This is a genomic window from Shewanella sp. GD04112, from assembly GCF_029835735.1.
Classification (GTDB): Bacteria; Pseudomonadota; Gammaproteobacteria; order Enterobacterales; family Shewanellaceae; genus Shewanella.
The window spans coordinates 3,135,143-3,156,169 of record NZ_JAOEAL010000001.1; the positions used below are offsets into that span (position 1 = coordinate 3,135,143).

General features: G+C 47.3%; 14 protein-coding genes and 3 tRNA genes. 9 read left to right on the top strand and 8 right to left on the bottom strand.

Annotated features, from left to right (window positions below; genetic code table 11):
* Positions 1–53: 53 nt before the first annotated feature.
* The 3 genes from N7386_RS13960 to N7386_RS13970 form a co-directional block, all read right to left on the bottom strand.
* A tRNA-His gene (locus N7386_RS13960) sits at positions 54–129 on the bottom strand.
* 9 nt (positions 130–138) lie between these two features.
* Positions 139–215: transfer RNA gene (locus tag N7386_RS13965), tRNA-Arg, on the bottom strand.
* A 109-nt stretch (positions 216–324) separates the two neighbouring features.
* Positions 325–401, bottom strand: a tRNA-Pro gene (locus N7386_RS13970).
* Positions 402–662: 261 nt separating this feature from the next.
* Between N7386_RS13970 and folD the strand changes: the two genes are divergently transcribed.
* Positions 663–1,517, top strand: coding sequence for a bifunctional methylenetetrahydrofolate dehydrogenase/methenyltetrahydrofolate cyclohydrolase FolD (gene folD, locus N7386_RS13975; protein ID WP_011623249.1), 855 nt, complete (start codon positions 663–665; stop codon positions 1,515–1,517).
* A gap of 197 nt (positions 1,518–1,714) precedes the next feature.
* On the opposite strand, the gene cysS is transcribed toward folD, so the two are convergent.
* A complete protein-coding gene (cysS, locus tag N7386_RS13980) occupies positions 1,715–3,094 on the bottom strand; it encodes a cysteine--tRNA ligase (protein WP_279769129.1) in 1,380 nt (459 codons plus the stop codon).
* A 140-nt stretch (positions 3,095–3,234) separates the two neighbouring features.
* On the opposite strand from cysS, the gene N7386_RS13985 reads away from it, so the two are divergent.
* Positions 3,235–3,726, top strand: coding sequence for a peptidylprolyl isomerase (locus tag N7386_RS13985; RefSeq protein WP_086902559.1), 492 nt, complete (start codon positions 3,235–3,237; stop codon positions 3,724–3,726).
* Positions 3,727–3,735: 9 nt separating this feature from the next.
* Positions 3,736–4,455 carry a UDP-2,3-diacylglucosamine diphosphatase gene (locus N7386_RS13990; RefSeq protein ID WP_086902558.1) on the top strand — a complete coding sequence of 240 codons (720 nt, stop codon included), beginning with the start codon at positions 3,736–3,738 and terminating at the stop codon, positions 4,453–4,455.
* Positions 4,456–4,564: 109 nt separating this feature from the next.
* Here N7386_RS13990 and N7386_RS13995 read toward each other — a convergent pair whose 3' ends face one another.
* On the bottom strand, positions 4,565–5,335 hold the full coding sequence (locus N7386_RS13995) for a tRNA isopentenyl-2-thiomethyl-A-37 hydroxylase MiaE (protein ID WP_086902628.1): 771 nt from the start codon (positions 5,333–5,335) through the stop codon (positions 4,565–4,567).
* 279 nt (positions 5,336–5,614) lie between these two features.
* Here N7386_RS13995 and N7386_RS14000 point away from each other — a divergent pair, with 279 nt between their 5' ends.
* Positions 5,615–6,211: a Yip1 family protein gene (locus tag N7386_RS14000; protein ID WP_011626606.1), complete on the top strand. Its 597-nt coding sequence runs from the start codon at positions 5,615–5,617 to the stop codon at positions 6,209–6,211.
* A 193-nt stretch (positions 6,212–6,404) separates the two neighbouring features.
* Here the strand turns inward: N7386_RS14000 and glnS are convergent, their stop codons facing one another.
* The 3 genes from glnS to N7386_RS14015 all read right to left on the bottom strand — a co-directional run bounded on the left by glnS (position 6,405) and on the right by N7386_RS14015 (position 10,785).
* On the bottom strand, positions 6,405–8,075 hold the full coding sequence (glnS, locus tag N7386_RS14005) for a glutamine--tRNA ligase (protein WP_086902557.1): 1,671 nt from the start codon (positions 8,073–8,075) through the stop codon (positions 6,405–6,407).
* Positions 8,076–8,258: 183 nt separating this feature from the next.
* Positions 8,259–10,553: a Fe(2+) transporter permease subunit FeoB gene (feoB, locus tag N7386_RS14010; RefSeq protein ID WP_086902556.1), complete on the bottom strand. Its 2,295-nt coding sequence runs from the start codon at positions 10,551–10,553 to the stop codon at positions 8,259–8,261.
* The gene (locus N7386_RS14015) at positions 10,546–10,785 is read right to left on the bottom strand and encodes a FeoA family protein (protein ID WP_011623257.1); all 240 of its coding nucleotides are present in this window, start codon (positions 10,783–10,785) and stop codon (positions 10,546–10,548) included. The genes feoB and N7386_RS14015 overlap by 8 nt, the downstream gene beginning before the upstream one ends.
* 426 nt (positions 10,786–11,211) lie before the next feature.
* Between N7386_RS14015 and N7386_RS14020 the strand changes: the two genes are divergently transcribed.
* From N7386_RS14020 to N7386_RS14040, 5 genes are all read left to right on the top strand, one after another.
* Positions 11,212–12,177: a DmsE family decaheme c-type cytochrome gene (locus N7386_RS14020; protein WP_086902555.1), complete on the top strand. Its 966-nt coding sequence runs from the start codon at positions 11,212–11,214 to the stop codon at positions 12,175–12,177.
* Positions 12,178–12,190: 13 nt separating this feature from the next.
* A complete protein-coding gene (locus N7386_RS14025; RefSeq protein ID WP_086902554.1) occupies positions 12,191–14,329 on the top strand; it encodes an MtrB/PioB family decaheme-associated outer membrane protein in 2,139 nt (712 codons plus the stop codon).
* A 35-nt stretch (positions 14,330–14,364) separates the two neighbouring features.
* Complete coding sequence (locus N7386_RS14030; protein WP_279769136.1) at positions 14,365–16,284, top strand: OmcA/MtrC family decaheme c-type cytochrome; 1,920 nt, start codon at positions 14,365–14,367, stop codon at positions 16,282–16,284.
* A 246-nt stretch (positions 16,285–16,530) separates the two neighbouring features.
* The gene (locus N7386_RS14035; protein ID WP_086902552.1) at positions 16,531–18,726 is read left to right on the top strand and encodes an OmcA/MtrC family decaheme c-type cytochrome; all 2,196 of its coding nucleotides are present in this window, start codon (positions 16,531–16,533) and stop codon (positions 18,724–18,726) included.
* A 333-nt stretch (positions 18,727–19,059) separates the two neighbouring features.
* A complete protein-coding gene (locus N7386_RS14040) occupies positions 19,060–21,012 on the top strand; it encodes an OmcA/MtrC family decaheme c-type cytochrome (RefSeq protein ID WP_086902550.1) in 1,953 nt (650 codons plus the stop codon).
* Positions 21,013–21,027: the final 15 nt, after the last annotated feature.

Below are 21,027 nucleotides of genomic sequence, written 5' to 3' on the forward strand. Positions count from 1 at the left end.
AAAAAAGCGACCAGAGGTCGCTTTTTTTATTTTGTACTCAAAGTACTTAAAAATGGGGTGACTGATGGGGCTCGAACCCACGACAACCGGAATCACAATCCGGGACTCTACCAACTGAGCTACAATCACCACTGAAACTGGCACGCCCGGCAGGATTCGAACCTGCGACCATCCGCTTAGAAGGCGGATGCTCTATCCAACTGAGCTACGGGCGCATGGTTTACAGACTCTGCTGTATCCTAACCTACGTGGGATAACTGACTTAGGTTATCCGCTATTACCCGCTCAAATTAACTGAATAATCATGAGCCAATAATATTAAAGTGGTCGGTGATAGAGGATTCGAACCTCTGACCCTCTGGTCCCAAACCAGATGCGCTACCGGACTGCGCTAATCACCGAGAATCATTGTTTTCAGAGCAAATGAGCACATCTGCTTGAGAACGGAGCGCATCTTAGCCCCTCACTTTGCACCCGTCAACGATTTTTTTAAGCATTCAAACTAGATGCTGAATTATCAGGCGAATACGCCTGTTTTTATCCATTTTGCCGCGGCTTTCACCATGACACACCCGCAACGCCCTGTTAAAATAGCCGCGATTGCCACTCTCTGTGTTAACGACAGTTTTCACCATCGCCCATATAAAGGATATCCTACACCCATGACAGCCCAAATAATCGACGGCAAGGCGATTGCTCAATCCATCCGCACACAACTTCGCGAAAAAGTAACCGCCCGCAAAGAGGCAGGACAACGCGTACCAGGTTTAGCCGTCATTCTCGTGGGAGCCGACCCCGCTTCTCAGGTTTATGTTGGTAGTAAACGTAAAGCCTGTGAAGAAGTGGGATTTATTTCTCGCTCTTACGATCTCGATACCAGTTATACCGAAGAAGCATTATTAGCCCTTATCGACGAACTCAATGATGATCCGACGATCGACGGTATCTTAGTGCAGCTCCCTCTACCTGCGCATATCGAAGACTCTAAAGTCATTGAGCGTATTCGCCCCGATAAAGATGTCGACGGTTTCCACCCCTATAACGTTGGCCGTTTAGCCCAGCGCATTCCCGTATTACGTTCATGCACCCCCATGGGGATCATGACCTTAATCAAATCAACGGGTGTCGATACCTATGGATTAGATGCCGTTGTGGTAGGCGCATCAAACATTGTCGGCCGCCCAATGACACTTGAGCTATTGCTTGCGGGCTGCACCACAACCACATGTCATCGCTTTACGAAAAATCTCGAACAAAAAATCCGTCAGGCCGATTTAGTCGTGGTAGCCGTGGGTAAACCTGGCTTTATCCCAGGTGAATGGATTAAACCGGGCGCCATTGTTATCGATGTGGGTATTAACCGCTTAGAAAACGGCACCTTAGTGGGCGACGTGCAATATGATGTCGCTGCGCAAAACGCCAGCTTTATCACCCCAGTCCCTGGTGGTGTCGGCCCTATGACGATTGCCAGCTTACTTGAAAATACCCTGTATGCGGCAGAGCAATATCACGACTAATATGCTTCGCCATGGCGTAAGTTATGGCGCAAATCGCAACATTTAAACCTGCGATTTAGCCATCTAAGCTCAGTAGCCGGTAACGCAATAACATGAGCTTAATCAAATACGTGAGACCATAAAAAACCTGCCATTGGCAGGTTTTTTATTATCGATACGAATCAAACTTAAGCGATGGGATTATTTATTACGCCAACCTATTTCTTACGCCAAGTAGTACCGCTTGGACCATCTTCTAAGACTACACCAAGCTCATTTAAACGATTACGCGCAACATCAGCCGCAGGCCAATCTTTTTCGGCGCGGGCACGATTCCGCTCAACGATCAGCGCTTCAATCTCTGCCACTTCATCATCGCTCCCCTCGCCTTTAAAGAAGGCATCGGGCGCTTGATGCAATAATCCCAATACATCGGCAAGTTGCTTCATGGCAACGGCCATAGCTGAAGCCTGCGCCATATCAGTGGCTTTCAAGCGGTTGATCTCACGTACCATATCAAACAGCACTGAGTAAGCTTCTGGCGTATTAAAGTCATCATCCATTGCCGCTTTAAACTTAGCAACAAACTCTTCAGCTGGTGCTGGTGCTACCGTCAGGTCAACATCTTTAATCGCAGTGTATAAACGCTCTAAGGCGGCACGTGCCTGCTTGAGGTTTTCTTCTGAGTAGTTAATCTGGCTACGATAGTGACCCGAAAGCAGGAAGTAACGCACGGTTTCAGGATCGTAATGGCCTAATACATCACGAATAGTGAAGAAGTTACCTAAAGACTTTGACATCTTCTCGCGGTCAACCATCACCATGCCTGTATGCATCCAGTAATTCACGTACGGCGTATCATGGGCGCAGCAAGACTGAGCAATTTCGTTCTCATGGTGAGGGAATTGTAAATCTGAACCGCCACCGTGAATATCGAAATGCAAACCTAAGTGCTTGCTGTTCATTGCCGAACATTCGATATGCCAGCCTGGACGACCCGGTCCCCATGGCGACTCCCATGTTGGCTCGCCCGGTTTAGACATTTTCCACAACACGAAATCCATTGGATTTTGCTTGTTATCGTCAACCTCAACCCGTGCGCCCGCCTGTAATTGCTCTAGGTTCTGACCGGACAGACGGCCGTACTCAGGGAATGAGGCCACACTGAACAGCACATCGCCATCGGCTGCCACATAGGCATGACCACGGGCCAGTAAGCGCTCAACCATATCGATGATTTCGGCAATGTGCAGAGTTGCACGAGGCTCGAAATCGGGACGGATCATATTCAGCGCATCGAAATCCTTGTGCATTTCACCAATCAAGCGATCGGTTAATGTATTGCAATCTTCTTGATTTTCGTTGGCGCGTTTGATGATTTTGTCATCAATATCGGTGATGTTACGTTGAAAATTCACTTCATAACCCGCGTAACGCAGGTAGCGAACGATCATATCGAAGGAAACAAAAGTACGCCCATGGCCAATATGACACAGATCGTATACGGTCACTCCGCATACATACATCCCAACTTTTCCGGGAGTAATTGGCTTAAATTCCTGTTTTTGGCGGGTAATACTGTTGTAAATCTTCAACATCGGCATTCTCTTCAATGATAGATTCGAGTGTAAAATCAAGGGGTCAGTCTACCACGCTGACGAGGGTTTTGAATACTGCACTTTGCGTGCAATCCGAGATAAGTTAGAATCGCGCCACTATTTACTGAGAGTATGAAAACATGATCACATTACACACTAATTTTGGCGACATTAAACTGCAACTGAACGCCGAAAAAGCACCGCTGACCGTGGCAAACTTTATGAAATATGTTGACGAAGGTTTCTTCGACGGCACCATTTTCCACCGTGTAATTGACGGCTTTATGATCCAAGGTGGTGGCTTCACCACTGAAATGAGCCAAAAACGTTGCCATGAGCCAGTGAAAAACGAAGCCAACAACGGTTTATCAAACCGTACCGGTACTATCGCGATGGCGCGTACTTCTGATCCACACTCAGCGACGGCTCAGTTCTTCATCAACGTAAACGATAACACCTTCCTCGATTTCAAATCTGAAAGCATGCAAGGCTGGGGTTACTGCGTATTTGGTAAAGTGGTTGAAGGCATGGACATCGTTGAAAAAATCAAAGCTGTCAGCACTGGTAACCGTGGCATGCACCAAGATGTGCCATTAGAAGCGGTTGTGATTGAAAAAGTAAGTGCGGCCTAATTCCCTAGGATGCGGACCTTATTTATTGGCGATCTGCACTTAAGTGCCGATCGCCTCGATATCACCCAAGCCTTTAATCGTTTCCTCGATACTGAACTTGATGATGCCGATGCCCTCTATATTCTGGGGGATTTATTTGAAGTATGGGTCGGCGACGATTTAGCCGCGCCTTTTGCCCTCGAATTAGCGCGCAAGCTCAAGCAAATCTCCCAAAAATTGCCCATCTACTTTATTCATGGTAATCGTGACTTTATGTTAGGCAAGCAATTTGCCGATGCTGCGGGTATGCAAATGTTGCCCGAAGTCACTTGCTTAGATCTCTATGGTGTTAACACGGTTATCTTACACGGCGATAGCCTGTGTACCTTAGATAAAGCCTACCAACGCTTTCGCAAACTACGCAGTTTTGCCTTCGCCCGTTGGCTTTATAGCTGTTTGCCGAAGAGAAAACGTCAGGCGATTGCCAATAAGATCCGCAGCAATAGTCAGAGCAGCAATCAACAAAAAAGCTACGTCATCATGGATGTGGAACCCAGTGCGGTGGATGCGTTATTTGCCGAGACTCACTGCAAACAGATGATCCACGGTCATACCCACAGACCCGCCATTCACGAGTTAAATAATGGCTGCAAACGTATTGTGGTCGGTGATTGGTACGAGCAAGGCAGTGTGTTGGTGGTCAGCGCCGACGGCGTAGATTTAAAAAGCCTGCCCTTCGACGCCAGCTAAGCACCTATAGCGCCCTCACCATTAATACATCGAACCGCTTAGGCCTCATACCTGAATATGGTTGAGGCCGCTACTTGTATTGCCACTAGGCAACTGAGGGTTATTGCCACTAGGCAACTAAGGGTTGACCACTGTGGAAATGAAACTCGTCATCGGGCGCGATAATTAATTCAGCTTCCCTCTCGCCCAAATAAGCCACCCGCTCAGTAATATCTTCCGTTGAAACGAGCTGCGCCAGCTTAAGATAATCCTCAAAATGACGCGCCTCAGAGCGCAGTAAGGACACATAAAACTTACTTAACTCCGCATCCAAGTAAGGCGCTAATTTAGCAAAGCGTTCACAGGAGCGCGCCTCAATGTACGCACCCACAATCAACTTATCCCGCAGAATATCCTTCTCATGGGTGGTCACGTGGCTCATCATGCCCTTTGCGTAACGCCCGGCACGAATATTGCGATACGGAATGTGCCGTGCGTGCATCAACTCCAGCACTTGCTCAAAATGATGGAATTCTTCTTTTATCAAACGAATGAGTGGCGGAATAAGATCCTGAGCAAAGGCAAAATGCTGATTCGGCTGTAGATTGGCAACCAGCTCGTTCTTTTTAACGTCGCGAGCCAAAAACTGCTCGATATCGCGATCCTTGTGATAAACAAATTCCTCATAGGGTTTTGCCCACGCCAATAGCGATTGCCCGCTGTCTTTATCTAATGCGTATCGCCTCAATAAGAACATCGCAGTCTGCGCCGCTTTTAGCTCACAATTACAATGGTCGATTAAGAGTTCATCTAAAGAGGCAGAGGCTCTTGCCATATCAATCCAAGTTTGCGGCGTCTCACAACGAAGAAACGCATGAACAGGTGCCAATAATTGCTGCATGGGATCACTCAAAATCATTAAAAAAATATCGCCATATTTTACGCGTAATTATCGACAAGCTATAGCTTTACACCGCAGTAAACTTGACGAGATGAACTTTTTGTTCAATAAATAATCTACACCTTAAGAACTGAGATCCTGATCACACCGCGTCTCAATTCGGAGTGTACGCAGTCGGGCGTTAAGGGATAGGAGAGCGTTTAACCCTGATTGTAGAGCTGTTGTCAGCTCGTCTGACGTTTGGCGAGCCATCATCAATGCTAAACAAGGATAATTATAATGATACTGAATCACTTAATGGGGTTATACACTCATCCCAAACAAGAGTGGCACGCGATTGAGAAGAATCACGAGGCACTCAAAAGTAGTTTAAGTCACGTTATTCTCATCGCACTCATTCCGGCTGTCTGTAGCTTTATCGCCACCGCATATATTGGTTGGAATCCGGGTTCGGGTGATCCAATTTATCTTACACCACAAAGCGCCATGTTTATGTCCGTCGGCATGTACTTCGGTCTGATTGCAGGTGTGTTCGCCCTCGCCTATTTAGCCTACTGGATGGCAAAAACCTTCGATGCCCAGCCTACTTTCACCCAAGCGTTAGAACTCGCGTCCTACACCGCAACGCCTCTGTTTATGGTTGGTCTGGCGGCGCTCTACCCTGTGCTCTGGTTTATTATGATTGTTGGGTTGGTAGGATTGGCCTACTCGGTTTATCTGCTATACGCAGGCGTGCCCATTATTATGAATATCCCTGAAGAGAAAGGCTTTATTTACGCCAGCTCTATGGTCACTGCCGGTTTAGTACTCTTGGTCGGTTTAATGGCCACCAGCGTTATTCTCTGGAGCATTGGCTTTGGTCCAATGTACCAATAAGGTATTAATCCGCACTCAGGCGCAAACGACTTGAAATACAGATAGTGACAAATTGATAGTGGCAAATTGACGTGTTGAAAACGAAAAGTTGTAAAACAGAAAAGGCCCTTAGCTTGAAAACACTAAGGGCCTTTTTATGCTTTACTGCAGTTGACTGTTAGTCGCGACAGAGATTATCGCGGCTAGCGACCTGCTATTCAAACGAGTCACGCAGTGCAACCGTTAGGTTAAAGACTAAATGTTCGGCTGATGAGTCTTTATTGTCAGCACAGAAATAACCTTCACGCTCAAACTGATATGCTTTTTCCGCTGGCGCATTCACAAGACTGGCTTCAACTAAACCATTAACCACTTCAAGTGAGTTAGGATTAAGCACTTCATCCACTGTCTCTGCTGCAGCTGGATTTGGATCAGTGAACAAACGTTGATATAAACGGAATTCAGCAGGTTTAGCCGTAGTCGCTTCCACCCAATGGATTACGCCTTTCACCTTGCGACCATCGGCGGGGTTTTTACCCAAGGTATCTGCATCGTAGCTACAGTAAACCGTGGTGATATTGCCGTCGCTGTCTTTGTCACAACGCTCAGCCTTAATCACATACGCGTTACGCAGACGCACTTCTTTACCCATCACCAGACGCTTGTATTGCTTATTGGCTTCTTCTCTGAAGTCCGCCACATCGATATACAGTTCACGGCCAAAGGCAAGTTCACGTGTGCCCATGCTTTCATCGCTTGGGTGAGAAGCCGCTTGAATCGTCTCGATTTGACCTTCTGGGTAGTTCTCAATCACGACTTTTAATGGGCGCAGTACGGCCATCGCACGTGGCGCATGTTCGTTGAGTTCTTCACGGATGCAGGCATCGAGCATCGCGGCTTCAATCATATTTTCTTGCTTAGTGATACCAATACGTTGGCAAAACTCGCGGATAGTTGCTGGGGTATAACCACGACGACGCAGGCCAGCAATCGTTGGCATACGTGGGTCATCCCATCCAGAAACTAACTTACGTGTCACTAAGTCATTTAATTTACGCTTAGACATCAGCGTATATTCAAGATTTAAGCGAGAAAACTCGTACTGACGAGTACGGTTCGGCGCTTGGAAATCATCTAAATTGTCGAGAACCCAATCGTAAAGACGACGGTTGTCTTGGAACTCAAGCGTACATAACGAGTGAGTAATGTGCTCCAGCGCATCCGAAATACAGTGAGTGAAGTCGTACATTGGGTAAATGCACCACTTGTCACCCGTTTGATGATGGTGAGCGAAACGAATACGGTAAATAACCGGATCGCGCATACACATAAAAGGTGATGCCATGTCGATTTTAGCACGCAGTGCACACTCACCTTCTTTGAATTCACCCTTACGCATTTTTTCGAATAATTGCAGGTTTTCTTCAACGGAAGTGTCACGGTACGGGCTGTTTTTACCCGGCTCTTTTAAGGTGCCACGGTATTCACGGGTTTCATCGGCATTGAGGAAACACACATAGGCCAAGCCTTTGTTGATCAACTCAACGGCATATTGGTGTAATTGGTCGAAATAGTTAGAGGAATAACGAACTTCACCATCCCACTGGAATCCCAACCAACGCACATCCGCCTGAATAGAATTCACATAATCGATGTCTTCTTTTTCAGGATTTGTATCATCAAAACGTAAATTACAAAGGCCTTGGTAATCGCGCGCGATGCCGAAGTTCAAACAGATAGACTTAGCATGACCTATATGCAAATAACCATTTGGCTCGGGAGGAAAACGCGTCTGCACACTGGTGTGCTTACCGCTTTTCAGATCCTCATCAATGATATTACGGATAAAGTTACTCGGACGTACTTCAGTGTCCACATGACTCATGGAATTCCTCTTTGCGAACAATGGCAATTTTAACAAAACCCGCATGATCCTACAGATCTCGGCCAGTTACAATGCCCAGTATAAAAAACTATGGTTTATGGCATGGATAGTAAAACAATAAAAGCAGCCATGAAAGCTGCTTTTATCTTTGTCATTAATAAGCTGACATTTATTACTCAGCGGTTACTCGGTAATGATCCTAACGCCAGGAATGATCTGTTGGGTTCTGCGGCCCTTACGTTTGAGCCACAGGTAGAACACCACGAGCGCTCCGAGGAAGAAACCAATCCACAAACTCGATTGCAGTGGATGTGCACCAAAGGTTGCCGCTTGGTAAGCAATGGTTGCACTGCCGTAGGCCAGTGAGAATGTCCAAGTGGCAGCAAAGGTTGCCCAGCGAGTACCAAACTCATTCACTAAGGCGCCCATCGCGGCGACACAGGGAGTATAGAGTAAGATAAACAGCAAGTAAGAGAATGCGGCCACTTTAGTGGTAAAGCCTGACTGTAAGGCGCTAAAGGTAGAGGTTTCCACACCTTGCGACTCTGCTGCCACGTTAGTATTAGAAATATCACCCACTGATAACTTAAGCGGGTCTTCTAAATCCAAGCCAAACAGGTTAGCTGGAATCGTCGCCAGCGCTTCGCTGAAACTATCCGCTAATGGCGTTAATTCTGCATCTTCATGGGCAACATTGGCATACAAGCTATTCAGTGTACCCACTACCGCTTCTTTAGCGAAAATACCCGTGATAATACCCACAGTCGCAGGCCAGTTATCTTGCTCAATCCCCATAGGTGCAAAGATAGGTGTCACCTTTTGACTCGCCACACTTAAGAGTGACGCTTGGCTATCTTCATGGCCAAATGTACCGTCGACCCCAATCGCATTGATAAAGTTAAGCAGGGTTACCACAAGCACGATGGTTTTACCCGCTCCTAAGATAAAGCTCTTAGTTCGCTTACCAGTACGGACCATCACAGCCTTCAATTTTGGCATTTCATAACTTGGCAGCTCCATCACCACCGCACTGCTTGTGCCAGGTAATAAGGTGCTACGCAATAATAATCCTGTACCAATCGCCGCAAAAATCCCAATCACATACAGTAAAAACACCAAGTTTTGACCAGAGTCAGGGAAGAACGCCGCCGCAAATAACGCATACACAGGTAAACGTGCACCACAGGACATAAAGGGCGCCATCATACCTGTCACGATACGCTCACGCTCACTACCTAAGGTACGTGTCGCCATAATCGCTGGCACCGAACAACCAAAGCCAACAATCATAGGCACGAACGCTTTACCCGGTAGACCAATACGGCGCATTAAGCCATCCACCACGAAGGCCGCACGGGCCATATAGCCTGAGCTTTCAAGGATAGATAAACCGAGAAATAGCGCTGCGATAACCGGAATAAAAGTAGAAACGGTTTGAATACCTTGACCGACACCACCCGCGAGAATCGTCACCAACCATGCTGGCGCGCCCATATTGCCAAGGAATGCACCAAAATGATCGACCAGTAATGCCCCGACAAACACATCGAAGAAATCGATAAACGCACTACCGATGTTAATGCTGAACATAAACATCAGATACATGACAAATAAGAACACCGGAATGCCAAGCACGGGATGCAATACTAATTTATCGAGTTTATCGCTCAGCGTGAGGAAACCATCGGTCTTAACGGAACCTTGGAACACACGTTCAACAAAGTTAAAACGCGTCGTAGCGACCATCACTTCGATGTCATGCCCTTGCTGCGCAATTTGCTCGGTGCAAGTGCTGACTTCATCCTGTAGCTCGGCATTTTTGCAGCTGCCACAACCAGAACCGTTACCCAGCATCGCTAAAGCGCGGCCACGGCTTAAGTTGGGGTCTTTACTGCAAAGGAGTTGCACGCCCGCTTCAATTTGCTCGTCGTAATCGAGTAGCAGAGGCGCTTCGGATACGCGGCCTTGGAGTAAATCCAAAACCTGCGCTTGCACTTTAGCCACATCGGCAGGATCGCGAGAGCACACCCCAATAACAGGGCAACCTAACTCTTGGCTCATTTTCTTTAAATCGACACGGATCCCACGCTTAATAGCCGCATCGATTTTATTCAATACCACCACCATAGGGATCGACAGCTCACGTAGTTGTGCCGTCAAATAAAGGTGGCGCTCGATATTGGTCGCATCAACTAAGTTGATAATGCCATCGACACGTTGTTCGGCGAGGTATTGCTGAGCAATCTGCTCATCGAGGGAACAATCACAACTATTACCCGCGGGGAGTAAATCGTAAATACCGGGTAAGTCGGTTAAGTAAACGTCGGCACCATTAAGGGTAAAATGACCGGTTTTTTTCTCAACGGTCACACCGGACCAGTTGCCCACTTGCTGATTCGCGCCGGTTAGCGCGTTAAAGAGTGTTGATTTTCCCGCGTTTGGGTTACCAACAGTGACGCAATGAAACTGCTTAGTCATTCGCCTTTTCCACCTCTATGATGTCTGCCAGGTCTCTGCGCATACAAAGCTTACTGCCACGAATATCCAACTCTAAACCAGAGCCCATAGGCGCTCTGCGGATCAACGAAAATCGTGTATTTGGGGTGATGCCCATGGATAATAATTTACGCTTCACTGTCTGCGGCAGATCTAAACGCCCGATTTCAGAAATAATGCCACGGTCACCGGGACTGAGTTCGCTTAACTTCATTACCTATTTCACCTTGTAACAGCTTCAGCTTGAAAAACTGCGCCCATTGTAACTGAGCGATGGCTCTAATAACTTTACCTAGATCAAGCTTTATGACTGGTAACGATAATAGTTTTCAATTGTGTTGAGTATTATGTGACAAAAATCTCAATGAATAAACGCCTGACCAAAAATAAAAATCCCCATAAAGGCACATCACTCTTCGCAAGTTAGAGTAAAAGTCAATGAGCTGTAAACGAGTGCCTCACAAACCAAAGTGAGAACAAGATCACACTTTGTTATTTATCACTAACAAAATCATCCTTCTTTACTGTCAATGACCACAAAAATGTTACGCGATTGTCGCAAATTTGTTCTAGTATTAATCAGCTAAATTAGTGATGTCGAAAGCTTGAAAAATAACAAATAAAACGCACTCGGGAATAGATGAACATGGATATTGGGTTTAAGTTCAAAAGCATAACTCAGGTTATGCTTGTTGTGATGTTATCGATACTCAGCCTTTCAACGTTAGCGACACCTTGGGATGACAAGCCGCCCGAGGAGGTCGTCGCGACTTTGGACAAAAAATTTGCCGAAGGTAAGTACTCGGCCAAAGGGGCTGACACTTGCCTGATGTGCCATAAGAAAAGTGCCACTGTGATGGCCATTTTTGATGGTGTACATGGTAATCCTAATGTCAAAGATTCCCCTATGGCCGACTTACAGTGTGAGGCTTGCCACGGCCCGCTCGGTAATCATAACAAGGGGGGCAAAGAGCCGATGATCACCTTCGGCCAGAATTCCCCCGTTCCCGCGCAAAAACAAAACAGTGTCTGCATGAGTTGCCATAACGATGATCAACGCATCGCGTGGAAAGGCAATCACCATGACAATGCTGATATTCCCTGCAGTAGCTGCCACCAAGTACACGTAGCAAAAGACCCTATCAGCGACAAAGCCAACGAAGTGGCGATTTGTACCCAATGCCATACCCAGCAAAAAGCGGATATGCACAAACGCTCATCCCATCCATTGCAATGGCAACAAATGGTCTGTAGCGATTGCCACAATCCCCATGGCAGTTTAAATGATGCCAGTCTGAAGCAAATGAGCGTCAACGAAAACTGTTACAGCTGCCACGCCGAAAAACGCGGTCCTAAATTGTGGGAACATGCGCCAGTCACCGATAATTGCGCGAACTGTCATAACCCCCACGGCAGCGTCAACGAATCCATGCTTATCAGCAAACCGCCACAGTTATGCCAACAGTGCCACGCCTCCGATGGCCACAGCAGTAATGCTTACTTTGGTAATCAAACCAATGCCTTCACCTCGGGTAATTCCTGTATGAATTGCCATGGACAAGTGCATGGTTCAAACCATCCATCCGGCAAGTTGCTCCAGAGATAACAAGGGAATGATCATGCAAATAATGAACATATCGACTCCTAAAGCTTGTTTCTCACTCACATTACTGGCTTGGGCGATTAGTGGCGTACTCAACACAGCCCATGCTGAGGGATATGAAATCCAAAAAGCAAATCGCAGTGGCGTAAAAAGTGAGGCATGGAGCTGCAAGCAATGCCAGCCCAAAACAGGGCGCCAAGGTAACGTCAGCGCCACCCTCGCCTACAATGACGGTGAAGACAGCCGTTTTGGTAATCGCACTGGCACGGATAAAGATGGCATGGTCGGTGCCGTGGGCGCCGATATGCAATATCAGGCAGAGAGTGGTTACCAAACTCGGCTAGAGGCCGATAAATTGGGATTTGACACAGGTTCAGCCAAGCTCACCACAGGCCAACCCGGGCACTATCAAATCCAATTGGGTTATAAAGGTCTCGCCAATTACCAATATAATCAGCTAAAGAGCCCTTATCTCACCGATAACGATAAGATGCTCTTGCCTGATAATTGGGTAGAGGGAGCAACAACCCAATCCATGCCGCTACTGCAATCGAGTTTAATCGAGCAGGACTTAAGCATTACGCGGGATAGATTCAACCTCGGCGGTTACTATGCTGGCCATATTTCATCGAGCAGCCGCTACAAAGCCTCGGTAAACTACCAACATGAAAACCGTAGCGGCGCGAAAAAAACCAGCGCAAATATTCTCACTAACAGTGTGATGTTGGCGCAGCCAATCGATGACAGCACAGATGAAATCGATGCCAGAGTCTATTTTGGCGGCGCAGGCTGGCAAGCGGGCATAAACAGCCAGATAAGCCAATACAAGAATGATCATCAGGGACTGCTATGGCAATCGGCCTATACACCCACATTTGGTGCGGCCTACTTTGGGCAAAATGCCGTCGACCCAGATAACAAGGCCTATCGGATCGCAGCCGAGGCCAGTGGTGGCCAAAATGGCCATAACATCCTTATGCACGCGGGTATCAGCAAAATGTCGCAGGATGAGGCTTTTCTTCCCGCGACCATTAATGGCCCCTCCCCTGTACTGCCAACTGATAATCTGGATGCCCAAGTGGACATCCTAGATATGGTGCTTAAGTATTCAGGACGCATCACACAGGATTTGAGTGTTCAAGCAAGTTATAACTATCAAGACAGGGAAAACAAAACGGCTCAACTGGATTTCCCGCAGGTTGTGACCGACAGCTTTCATCAAGGCACAGAACAAAATCGCCTCTACGATAAACGCAGCAAACAATTCGACCTTAAAGGAAAATACCGCTTAACCCCGTCTGCCTATGCTGAGGCGGGATATAGTCGTGATGAAGTCATCTATTCTGAACTAGACAGGCAATCCGTTGACGAATCGGGGCTGTTTGCCAAACTCAGCTACCGTTATTCGCCCGCTTGGTCAGCTTGGTTAAAAGGAGAAGCATTAGACCGCAATGGCAGTGAATACAATCCAGTGACCAGCACCCAAAGTCCAAGCAACCCTTGGCTACGTAAATCCTACCTCGCGGACAGGAAACGTCAAAAAATCACCCTACACACAGATTATCAAAGTGATATCGGCTTATCTGTAGGCGCGAGTTTACACAGCATCGACGATGACTATGACCACACCTTGGTCGGGCTCACCCAAGTCTCTTATCTTGGCTATGACGTATCCACACAATATTTGATTAGCGATAATTTAAGTGTTAACGCCTATCTCAACCAAGACTGGCGCGATTCCGATCAGGCCGGAAGCAATCGTTTCTCAACCCCAGATTGGTACAGCACCTCTGAAGAGAAATCAACCCTGATTGGCGCGGGTATCGCCTATCAAAACCTGTTGGATAATCGTTTAGATCTTGGCTTGGATTACAGCTACTCCGATGGACAAAGCGACACCGAAGTCACCTACGGTATCAACAGTCCCTACGGCGACTATTACAGTCGCAAGCACAATATTAACGCCTACGCCAAATATAAGCTGGCCGACAGTATGTCGCTACGCTTCGATTGGTTGTTCGAGAAATATCAAGATGCAAACTGGCAAAACCAAAACACCACTTGGGACACAGTCCCCAATGTGCTCAGTTTTGGCGATATCAGCCACGACTACAATGCTCATTACTTAGGTTTGACCTTAAGCTACCAAATGTAACTTAGGCACTGACAGCGTATTCCAAGGATAGAAATATGAACAAGTTTGCAAGATTTAGCACACAATTCAGTCTGTTGCTGGCCTTAACCACCCTACTTACCGCCTGTGGTGGCAGTGACGGTAACGATGGCTCACCCGGTGAGCCAGGTAAACCACCCGCGATGACGATCACTAGCCTAAACATCATGGTCGATAAAGTCGCCGTGACCGACGGCATCGCTCAAGTCGATTATCAGGTGAGCAACCAAGACGATGAAGCCGTAGTCGGTATTCCCTCGGCAACCTTCATTGCGGCGCAATTACTGCCTCAGGGCGCGACAGGTGCGGGTAATAGCAGTGAGTGGCAACATTTTACCTCTGAAACGTGCGCAGCTTCTTGCCCTGGCACGTTTGTCGACCATAAAAACGGCCATTACAGCTATCGTTTTAGTGCCACATTTAACGGCATGAATGGTGTGAGCTTCCTTAACGATGCAACCCAACGAATCGTCATTAAACTCGGCGGAGATGCATTAGCCGATGGCACCGCGCTCCCCATTACCAATCAACACTACGATTGGCAAACCTCGGGCAATACCCTCGCTTACACTCGTAACTTAATCACTATTGAAACCTGTAATAGCTGTCACAGTAATTTGGCTTTCCATGGTGGACGTTACAACCAAGTTGAAACTTGCGTAACTTGTCATAACAGTAAAAAAGTCAGTGATCCTGCAGATATTTTCCCGCAAATGATCCACAGCAAACACTTAGCGGGTTTCCCTCAATCCATCAGTAATTGCCAGACTTGCCACGTTGATAATCCTGATTTAGCCGAAGCTCAAAACTGGCATAGAGTCCCCACCATGGAAGCCTGTGGTGCCTGCCATACCCAAATTAACTTCCCTGCGGGCCAAGGTCATCCTGCACAAGCAGATAACAGCAATTGTGTTGCCTGCCATAATGCCGATTGGACCGCCAGCGTACACGGTAATAAAGATCAAACAGCCGCGTTAGCCCAGTTTAGTCCGAGCATCAGTAGCGCAAGCATGGATGCCAATGGCACAGTGACAGTTGCCGTGACGCTGAGCAATCCATCCACTGGTACTGTATACAGTGATAGCGCAGATAAGCTCAAATTTATCAGCGACCTAAGGGTCTATGCTAACTGGGGAACCAGTTTCGATTACAGTACTCGCTCCGCGCGTTCAATTCGTCTACCCGAGTCCACACCAGTCTCTGGCAGCAACGGCACTTACACTTATACCATTTCGGGTCTCACGATTCCGGCAGGAACTGAATCGGACCACGGCGGCTTAGCGATTCAAGGTCGAGTTTGCGCCAAAGATAAAGTATTAGTGGATTGCAGCACTGAACTTGCCGAAGTTCTGGTTATCAAGGCAAGCCATAGTTACTTTGACATGTCAGCCTTAAGTGCCACCGGCAGACGCGAGGTCATTAGCAATGCCAACTGTGCTAGCTGCCACGGCGATCAACAACTGAATATTCATGGGGCACGCAACGATTTAGCGGGCCAATGCCAGCTATGCCACAACCCGAATATGCAGGCCGATGCGACAGCGGCAAATCCCTCCATTACCTCCTTTGACTTTAAGCAGTTAATTCATGGGATCCATACCAGCCAATTTGCAGGTTTTGAAGACCTCAACTACCCAGGCAAAATCGGTAATTGTGCTCAATGCCATATCAAAGATGCTGCGGGAGTTTCAACGGCTGCCCTCCCCTTAAACGCGGCAGTTCAACCACTTGCACTGAACAACGGTACCTTTACCAGCCCAATAGCTGCGGTGTGCAGTAACTGTCACTCAAGTGATACCACCCGCAACCATATGATGCAGCAAGGCGCGGTATTTGCGGGAACAAAAGCCGACGCCACCGCAGTCACAGAAACCTGTGCTTTCTGCCACGGACAAGGCGCTGTCGCCGACGTTTTAAAAGTGCACCCTATTAAATAACCCTATGATGCAGGCCGAAAAGGCCTGCTACTGCAAATATAAAAGGAACTCATACTATGCAGTCATCTACCCCTAAAGAAATAGTCAGATCTCAATCACATTACCCGCTTAAAGTGACTGATAAATACCAATGACTTAGTTAGCCTTACAGGTGGGATCTAATTCCACACATTAAATGCGGTTAATGAGATTTATTCTTATTTGCTAAGCGCTTAATGATGATTAAAACTATTGCAGGGAAATATCATGATGAAACGGTTCAATTTCAATACCGCAACAAAAGCGATGTTGGGTGCCGGTTTACTTTCACTTCTTCTCACTGGTTGCGGTGGCAGTGATGGTAAAGATGGTGAAGACGGTAAACCAGGCGTTGTTGGTGTTAATATCGACGCAACCTCAACGTTAAAAGCGAAATTCACAAATGCCACTGTTGATGCTGGCAAAGTCACCGTTGATTTTACATTGGAAAATGCCAATGGTGTGGCCGTACTCGGCTTAACGAAAGATCACGATTTACGATTCGGTATTGCTCAGCTCACCCATGTGACTGAAGCAACGGACGATCCAGCTAAACCAGCGGATCGCGGCTATCAATGGCAAGCCTATATCAATGCCAAAAAAGAGCCAGGCACTGTTCCATCAGGTGTCGATAACCTAAATCCATCGGCCCAATACCAAGCCAACGTGGAAGCGGCAAATAAATGCGACACTTGCTTAGTTGACCACGGTGACGGTAGCTATAGCTACACCTATCAGGCCAACATTGCCAATGTAACTGAGCCACTCACAGTCACTTACAGTGCCGATGCGACTCAACGCGCCACAATGGAGCTGGATTTACCACAGGTTGTGGCCAACGCCCATTTCGATTGGCAACCGTCTACAGGCAAAACTGAAGGCATTCAAACCCGCAATGTGGTTTCTATTCAAGCCTGTTACACCTGTCACCAACCAGAAAGCTTAGAGCTGCATGGTGGTCGTCGTATTGATCTTGAAAACTGTGCCTCTTGCCACACTGCAACTTCTGGCGACCCAGAATCAGGCAATAGCATTGAATTCACTTACATGATCCACGCTATCCACAAAGGTGGTGAGCGTCATACCTTCGATGAGACAGGCGCAGAAGTTCCAGCACCTTATAAGATTGTCGGTTACGGTGGTTCGTTACACGACTACGGTAAAGTGACTTTCCCATTAAAACCTGCCGCGGACTGTTCAGCATGTCACGTTGAAGGTGCGGGAGCGCCTGCGAATGCTGACCTCTTCAAAGCCGATTTAAGCAATCAAGCTTGTATTGGTTGTCATACCGAAAAACCATCTTCTCACCACAGCAGCACTAATTGTATGTCTTGCCACAATGCCACCGAGCCTTACGGCGGTACTGGCAGCGCGGCTAAGCGCCATGGTGATGTACTGAAAGCCTATTCTGATACTCAAGCAATGGGCATCAAGTTCAGCAATGTGGGTGTGAATGACACAGGTAAGATTACCTTTGATGTTCAAGTGGTTGATAAAGATGGCAACGCTATCGATAAAACATTTGTAAACCAAGGCTCACGCGTAGTTGTGGCATGGGATTCTGATAAAGATTACCCAAGCTATGCTGATGCCTCTTACAGCAACCGTCGTATCGCACTGAGCGATGGCACTTACAACGAAGCGACCAAAACCTACACGTTAACTGGCACTAAGTTCAACCTGCCAGCGGACGCTAACGGTAAAACCTTTGAACTCTGGTCAGCATTAGAAGTGTGTTTCAATAATGGTGGTTACGGTGTTGCCGAGGTAGTTCTAACTAACTGTGCAGACGATACCGTACGTAAAGTGCCAGTGAAAGAAGCCCCATACCACTTTGTCTGGAAAGACAATGGTGTAGATAGCGCAGCGTCTCCAGCTAGCCGTCGTCCTATTGTTGACACTTCAAATTGTCAAGGCTGTCACAATCAGCAAGTTCTGCATTACGATAACGGCGTGAACTGCCAGACTTGTCATACCCCAGACAAAGCACTTAAAGAGACGGTTCGAAATTCAGGTAAGTTCGATCAAGCAACCAGCTTTGCCTGGAAAGCCCATGAAGCAGAAGGTCACTATCTGAAATATGCTGGCGTTCAATCAGGCACTGTTCTTAAGAGCGATTGTGCAACTTGCCACGTCGAAAAAAGCGGTGTCGTCACAGGCATTGAACTTGGCCGAGCTCCCAAGCGTACATGGATTTATCCAAACTCAGCAACCTATGATAAAGCGGGTGTTTGGGTATCTTCAGATGCGGGTGCATGTTTAAGCTGTCACCAGAAGTATCTCTCTGATGCGGCTAAGTCTCACATTGAAGCTAACGGCGGTATCTTAGATGGAGTCGATGCTGCGGATGTTCAAACCCGTGCGTCTGAAGGCTGTGCAACTTGCCATACTCCTACTCAATTAATGAAAGCTCACGGTAACTAAATAAACCACCTCTTTAGCGATTAAAGAGACTGGACAAAAAGAGAGAGGTAACCCCTCTCTCTTTTTTTATTTTCCTCCTCACTATCCGTCGTTTTTTTGATCTAAATTTGTTTTTCCCCTGTGGTTTAACTACCTCTTTAGAAATAGAAAGATCCAAGTCACACATTAGCAAAGGCCTTGAAGATTTTAGGGGCATGTTAGGTTAGCCTTTCCTTGGGGAATTCTATTTCCAGCATCCACTTAAGTCGCCTTCGAGACCAAAGCACAGACAAAGAATCTGTCGGGCGAAGAAGATAAGCGCTTAAGTAATGCCAAACCTATGCAGGGAAAAAAATGATGAACGCACAAAAATCAAAAATCGCACTGCTGCTCGCAGCAAGTGCTGTCACTGTGGCCTTAACTGGCTGTGGTGGAAGTGATGGTAACGATGGTAAACCCGGTGAACCTGGTGGCGAGCCAGCTCCAGCCATTCAAAAACTCAATTTTACATTCAACAAATCAGTAGTGACTAACGGTGTCCCAAGTGTGGAATTCACCGTCACTAACGAAGACGATTTACCCGTTGTTGGTCTGCAGAAAATGCGCTTTGCTGCAGCTCAGTTGATTCCACAGGGTGCAACAGGTGCCGGTAATGCCTCTCAGTGGCAATACTTCGGTGATGAGACCTGTGATGTGGCATCTACCTGTCCCGGTACCTTCGTGGACATGAAGAACGGCCACTACAGCTACACCTTCAAGATGAACCTCAGCGCCAACGCTAAGATCACCTACAACGATCAGTTAGCGCAACGTGTTCTGATCCGCGCTTACAACACGCCATTACCAGATGGCACACAAGTCCCTAATAGCAACGCTTATGTTGATTTTACCGCTGACACAGGTGCAACACCGGGTTACAGCCGCAAAGTCGTCGCCACAGAAAGCTGTAATGCTTGTCACCAAGACTTAGCCAATGTGAAACACGGCGGCGCTTACTCAGATGTGAACTACTGCGCGACTTGCCACACTTCAGGCAAAGTGGGTGTAGGTAAAGAATTTAACGTGTTAGTCCACGCTAAACATAAAGACCTCACCTTAGGTTCGTTAGAAAGCTGCCAAAGCTGTCACGTTGAAACCGAAGCCGCACCGGATTGGGGCAACTGGTCACGTATTCCAACCGCCGCAACCTGTGGTAGCTGCCATACTGCCGTTGATTTTGCCGCAGGCAAAGGCCACTCTCAGCAGTTAGATAACTCTAACTGTATCGCTTGTCACAACAGCAATTGGACCGCCGAGTTACACACAGGCAAAACCGCTGAGAAGAAAGCTATCATGGCTCAGTTAGGTATGTCTGCAACACTCGCTGGTCAAGAAGACAATACTGCGGTATTAACCGTATCTATCTTAGATAAAGACGGTAATGCCATCGATGCAGCAAGCGTACAAGATAAGATCAAACGTTTAGAAACGATCACTAACGTCGGTCCTAACTTCCCAATCATGGGCTACAACAAGAGCCCAGGTAGCGGTGCTGCGAAGATAGCCAAAGACCTCGTTAAAGATGGTGCACTGCAAGATGGTGTGACCTTAGTTGACGGTAAACTGGTATTCACCACCCCTGCACTGCCATTTGGTGCTGGCGATACTGATACCGCCTTTACCTTTATCGGTCTGGAAATGTGTAACACTGGCACCACGCTGACGGCTTGTACTGCTGATAGCACAACCACCAGCATGAAAGCCGACTTAGTCTTCGGTACTAAATCAGGTAATGCACCTAGCATGCGCCATGTGAACTCAGTGAACTTCAGCACTTGTCAAAACTGTCACAGTGATACCTTCGAGCTACACAAAGGTCACCACTCAGGCTTTGTGATGACAGAACAAGTTTCACATGCCAAAGACGCAAGCGGTAAGCCAATTGTCGGTGTGGATGCCTGTGTGGCCTGTCATACCCCTGATGGTACCTATGCAAGCGGTGCAAACAAAGGTGGTTTCGAAATGAAACTGCACGTAGTTCACGGTGAGCAAGGCGTTATCAAAGAATGTACTCAGTGCCACAACGACTTCAACTTAGACGCGTTCAAAGTGAAGGGTGCACTGGCCACATCTGCCGGTAAATACACCACCCCAATCACAGCAACTTGTACTTCATGCCACGCGCCAGAATCTATTGGCCACGGCTTAGAAAATATGGGTGCGATTGTGAACGGTGATTATGTTCAAGCCAACCAAGCGGCACAGTCAGAAACCTGTTTCTACTGCCATACCCCAACAGTTGCAGATCACACTCAAGTGAAAATGTAATTTGCCCAAGCAGGG

Coding starts and splice junctions, on each gene's coding strand:
- N7386_RS13985 (WP_086902559.1), top strand. CDS start 3,235: ATGATCACATTACACACTAATTTTGGCGACATTAAACTGCAACTGAAC.
- feoB (WP_086902556.1), bottom strand. CDS start 10,553: ATGACTAAGCAGTTTCATTGCGTCACTGTTGGTAACCCAAACGCGGGA.
- N7386_RS14020 (WP_086902555.1), top strand. CDS start 11,212: ATGAACATGGATATTGGGTTTAAGTTCAAAAGCATAACTCAGGTTATG.
- cysS (WP_279769129.1), bottom strand. CDS start 3,094: ATGTTGAAGATTTACAACAGTATTACCCGCCAAAAACAGGAATTTAAG.
- N7386_RS14035 (WP_086902552.1), top strand. CDS start 16,531: ATGATGAAACGGTTCAATTTCAATACCGCAACAAAAGCGATGTTGGGT.
- N7386_RS14015 (WP_011623257.1), bottom strand. CDS start 10,785: ATGAAGTTAAGCGAACTCAGTCCCGGTGACCGTGGCATTATTTCTGAA.
- N7386_RS13990 (WP_086902558.1), top strand. CDS start 3,736: ATGCGGACCTTATTTATTGGCGATCTGCACTTAAGTGCCGATCGCCTC.
- N7386_RS14000 (WP_011626606.1), top strand. CDS start 5,615: ATGATACTGAATCACTTAATGGGGTTATACACTCATCCCAAACAAGAG.
- N7386_RS14040 (WP_086902550.1), top strand. CDS start 19,060: ATGATGAACGCACAAAAATCAAAAATCGCACTGCTGCTCGCAGCAAGT.
- N7386_RS13995 (WP_086902628.1), bottom strand. CDS start 5,335: ATGCAGCAATTATTGGCACCTGTTCATGCGTTTCTTCGTTGTGAGACG.
- N7386_RS14030 (WP_279769136.1), top strand. CDS start 14,365: ATGAACAAGTTTGCAAGATTTAGCACACAATTCAGTCTGTTGCTGGCC.
- folD (WP_011623249.1), top strand. CDS start 663: ATGACAGCCCAAATAATCGACGGCAAGGCGATTGCTCAATCCATCCGC.
- N7386_RS14025 (WP_086902554.1), top strand. CDS start 12,191: ATGCAAATAATGAACATATCGACTCCTAAAGCTTGTTTCTCACTCACA.
- glnS (WP_086902557.1), bottom strand. CDS start 8,075: ATGAGTCATGTGGACACTGAAGTACGTCCGAGTAACTTTATCCGTAAT.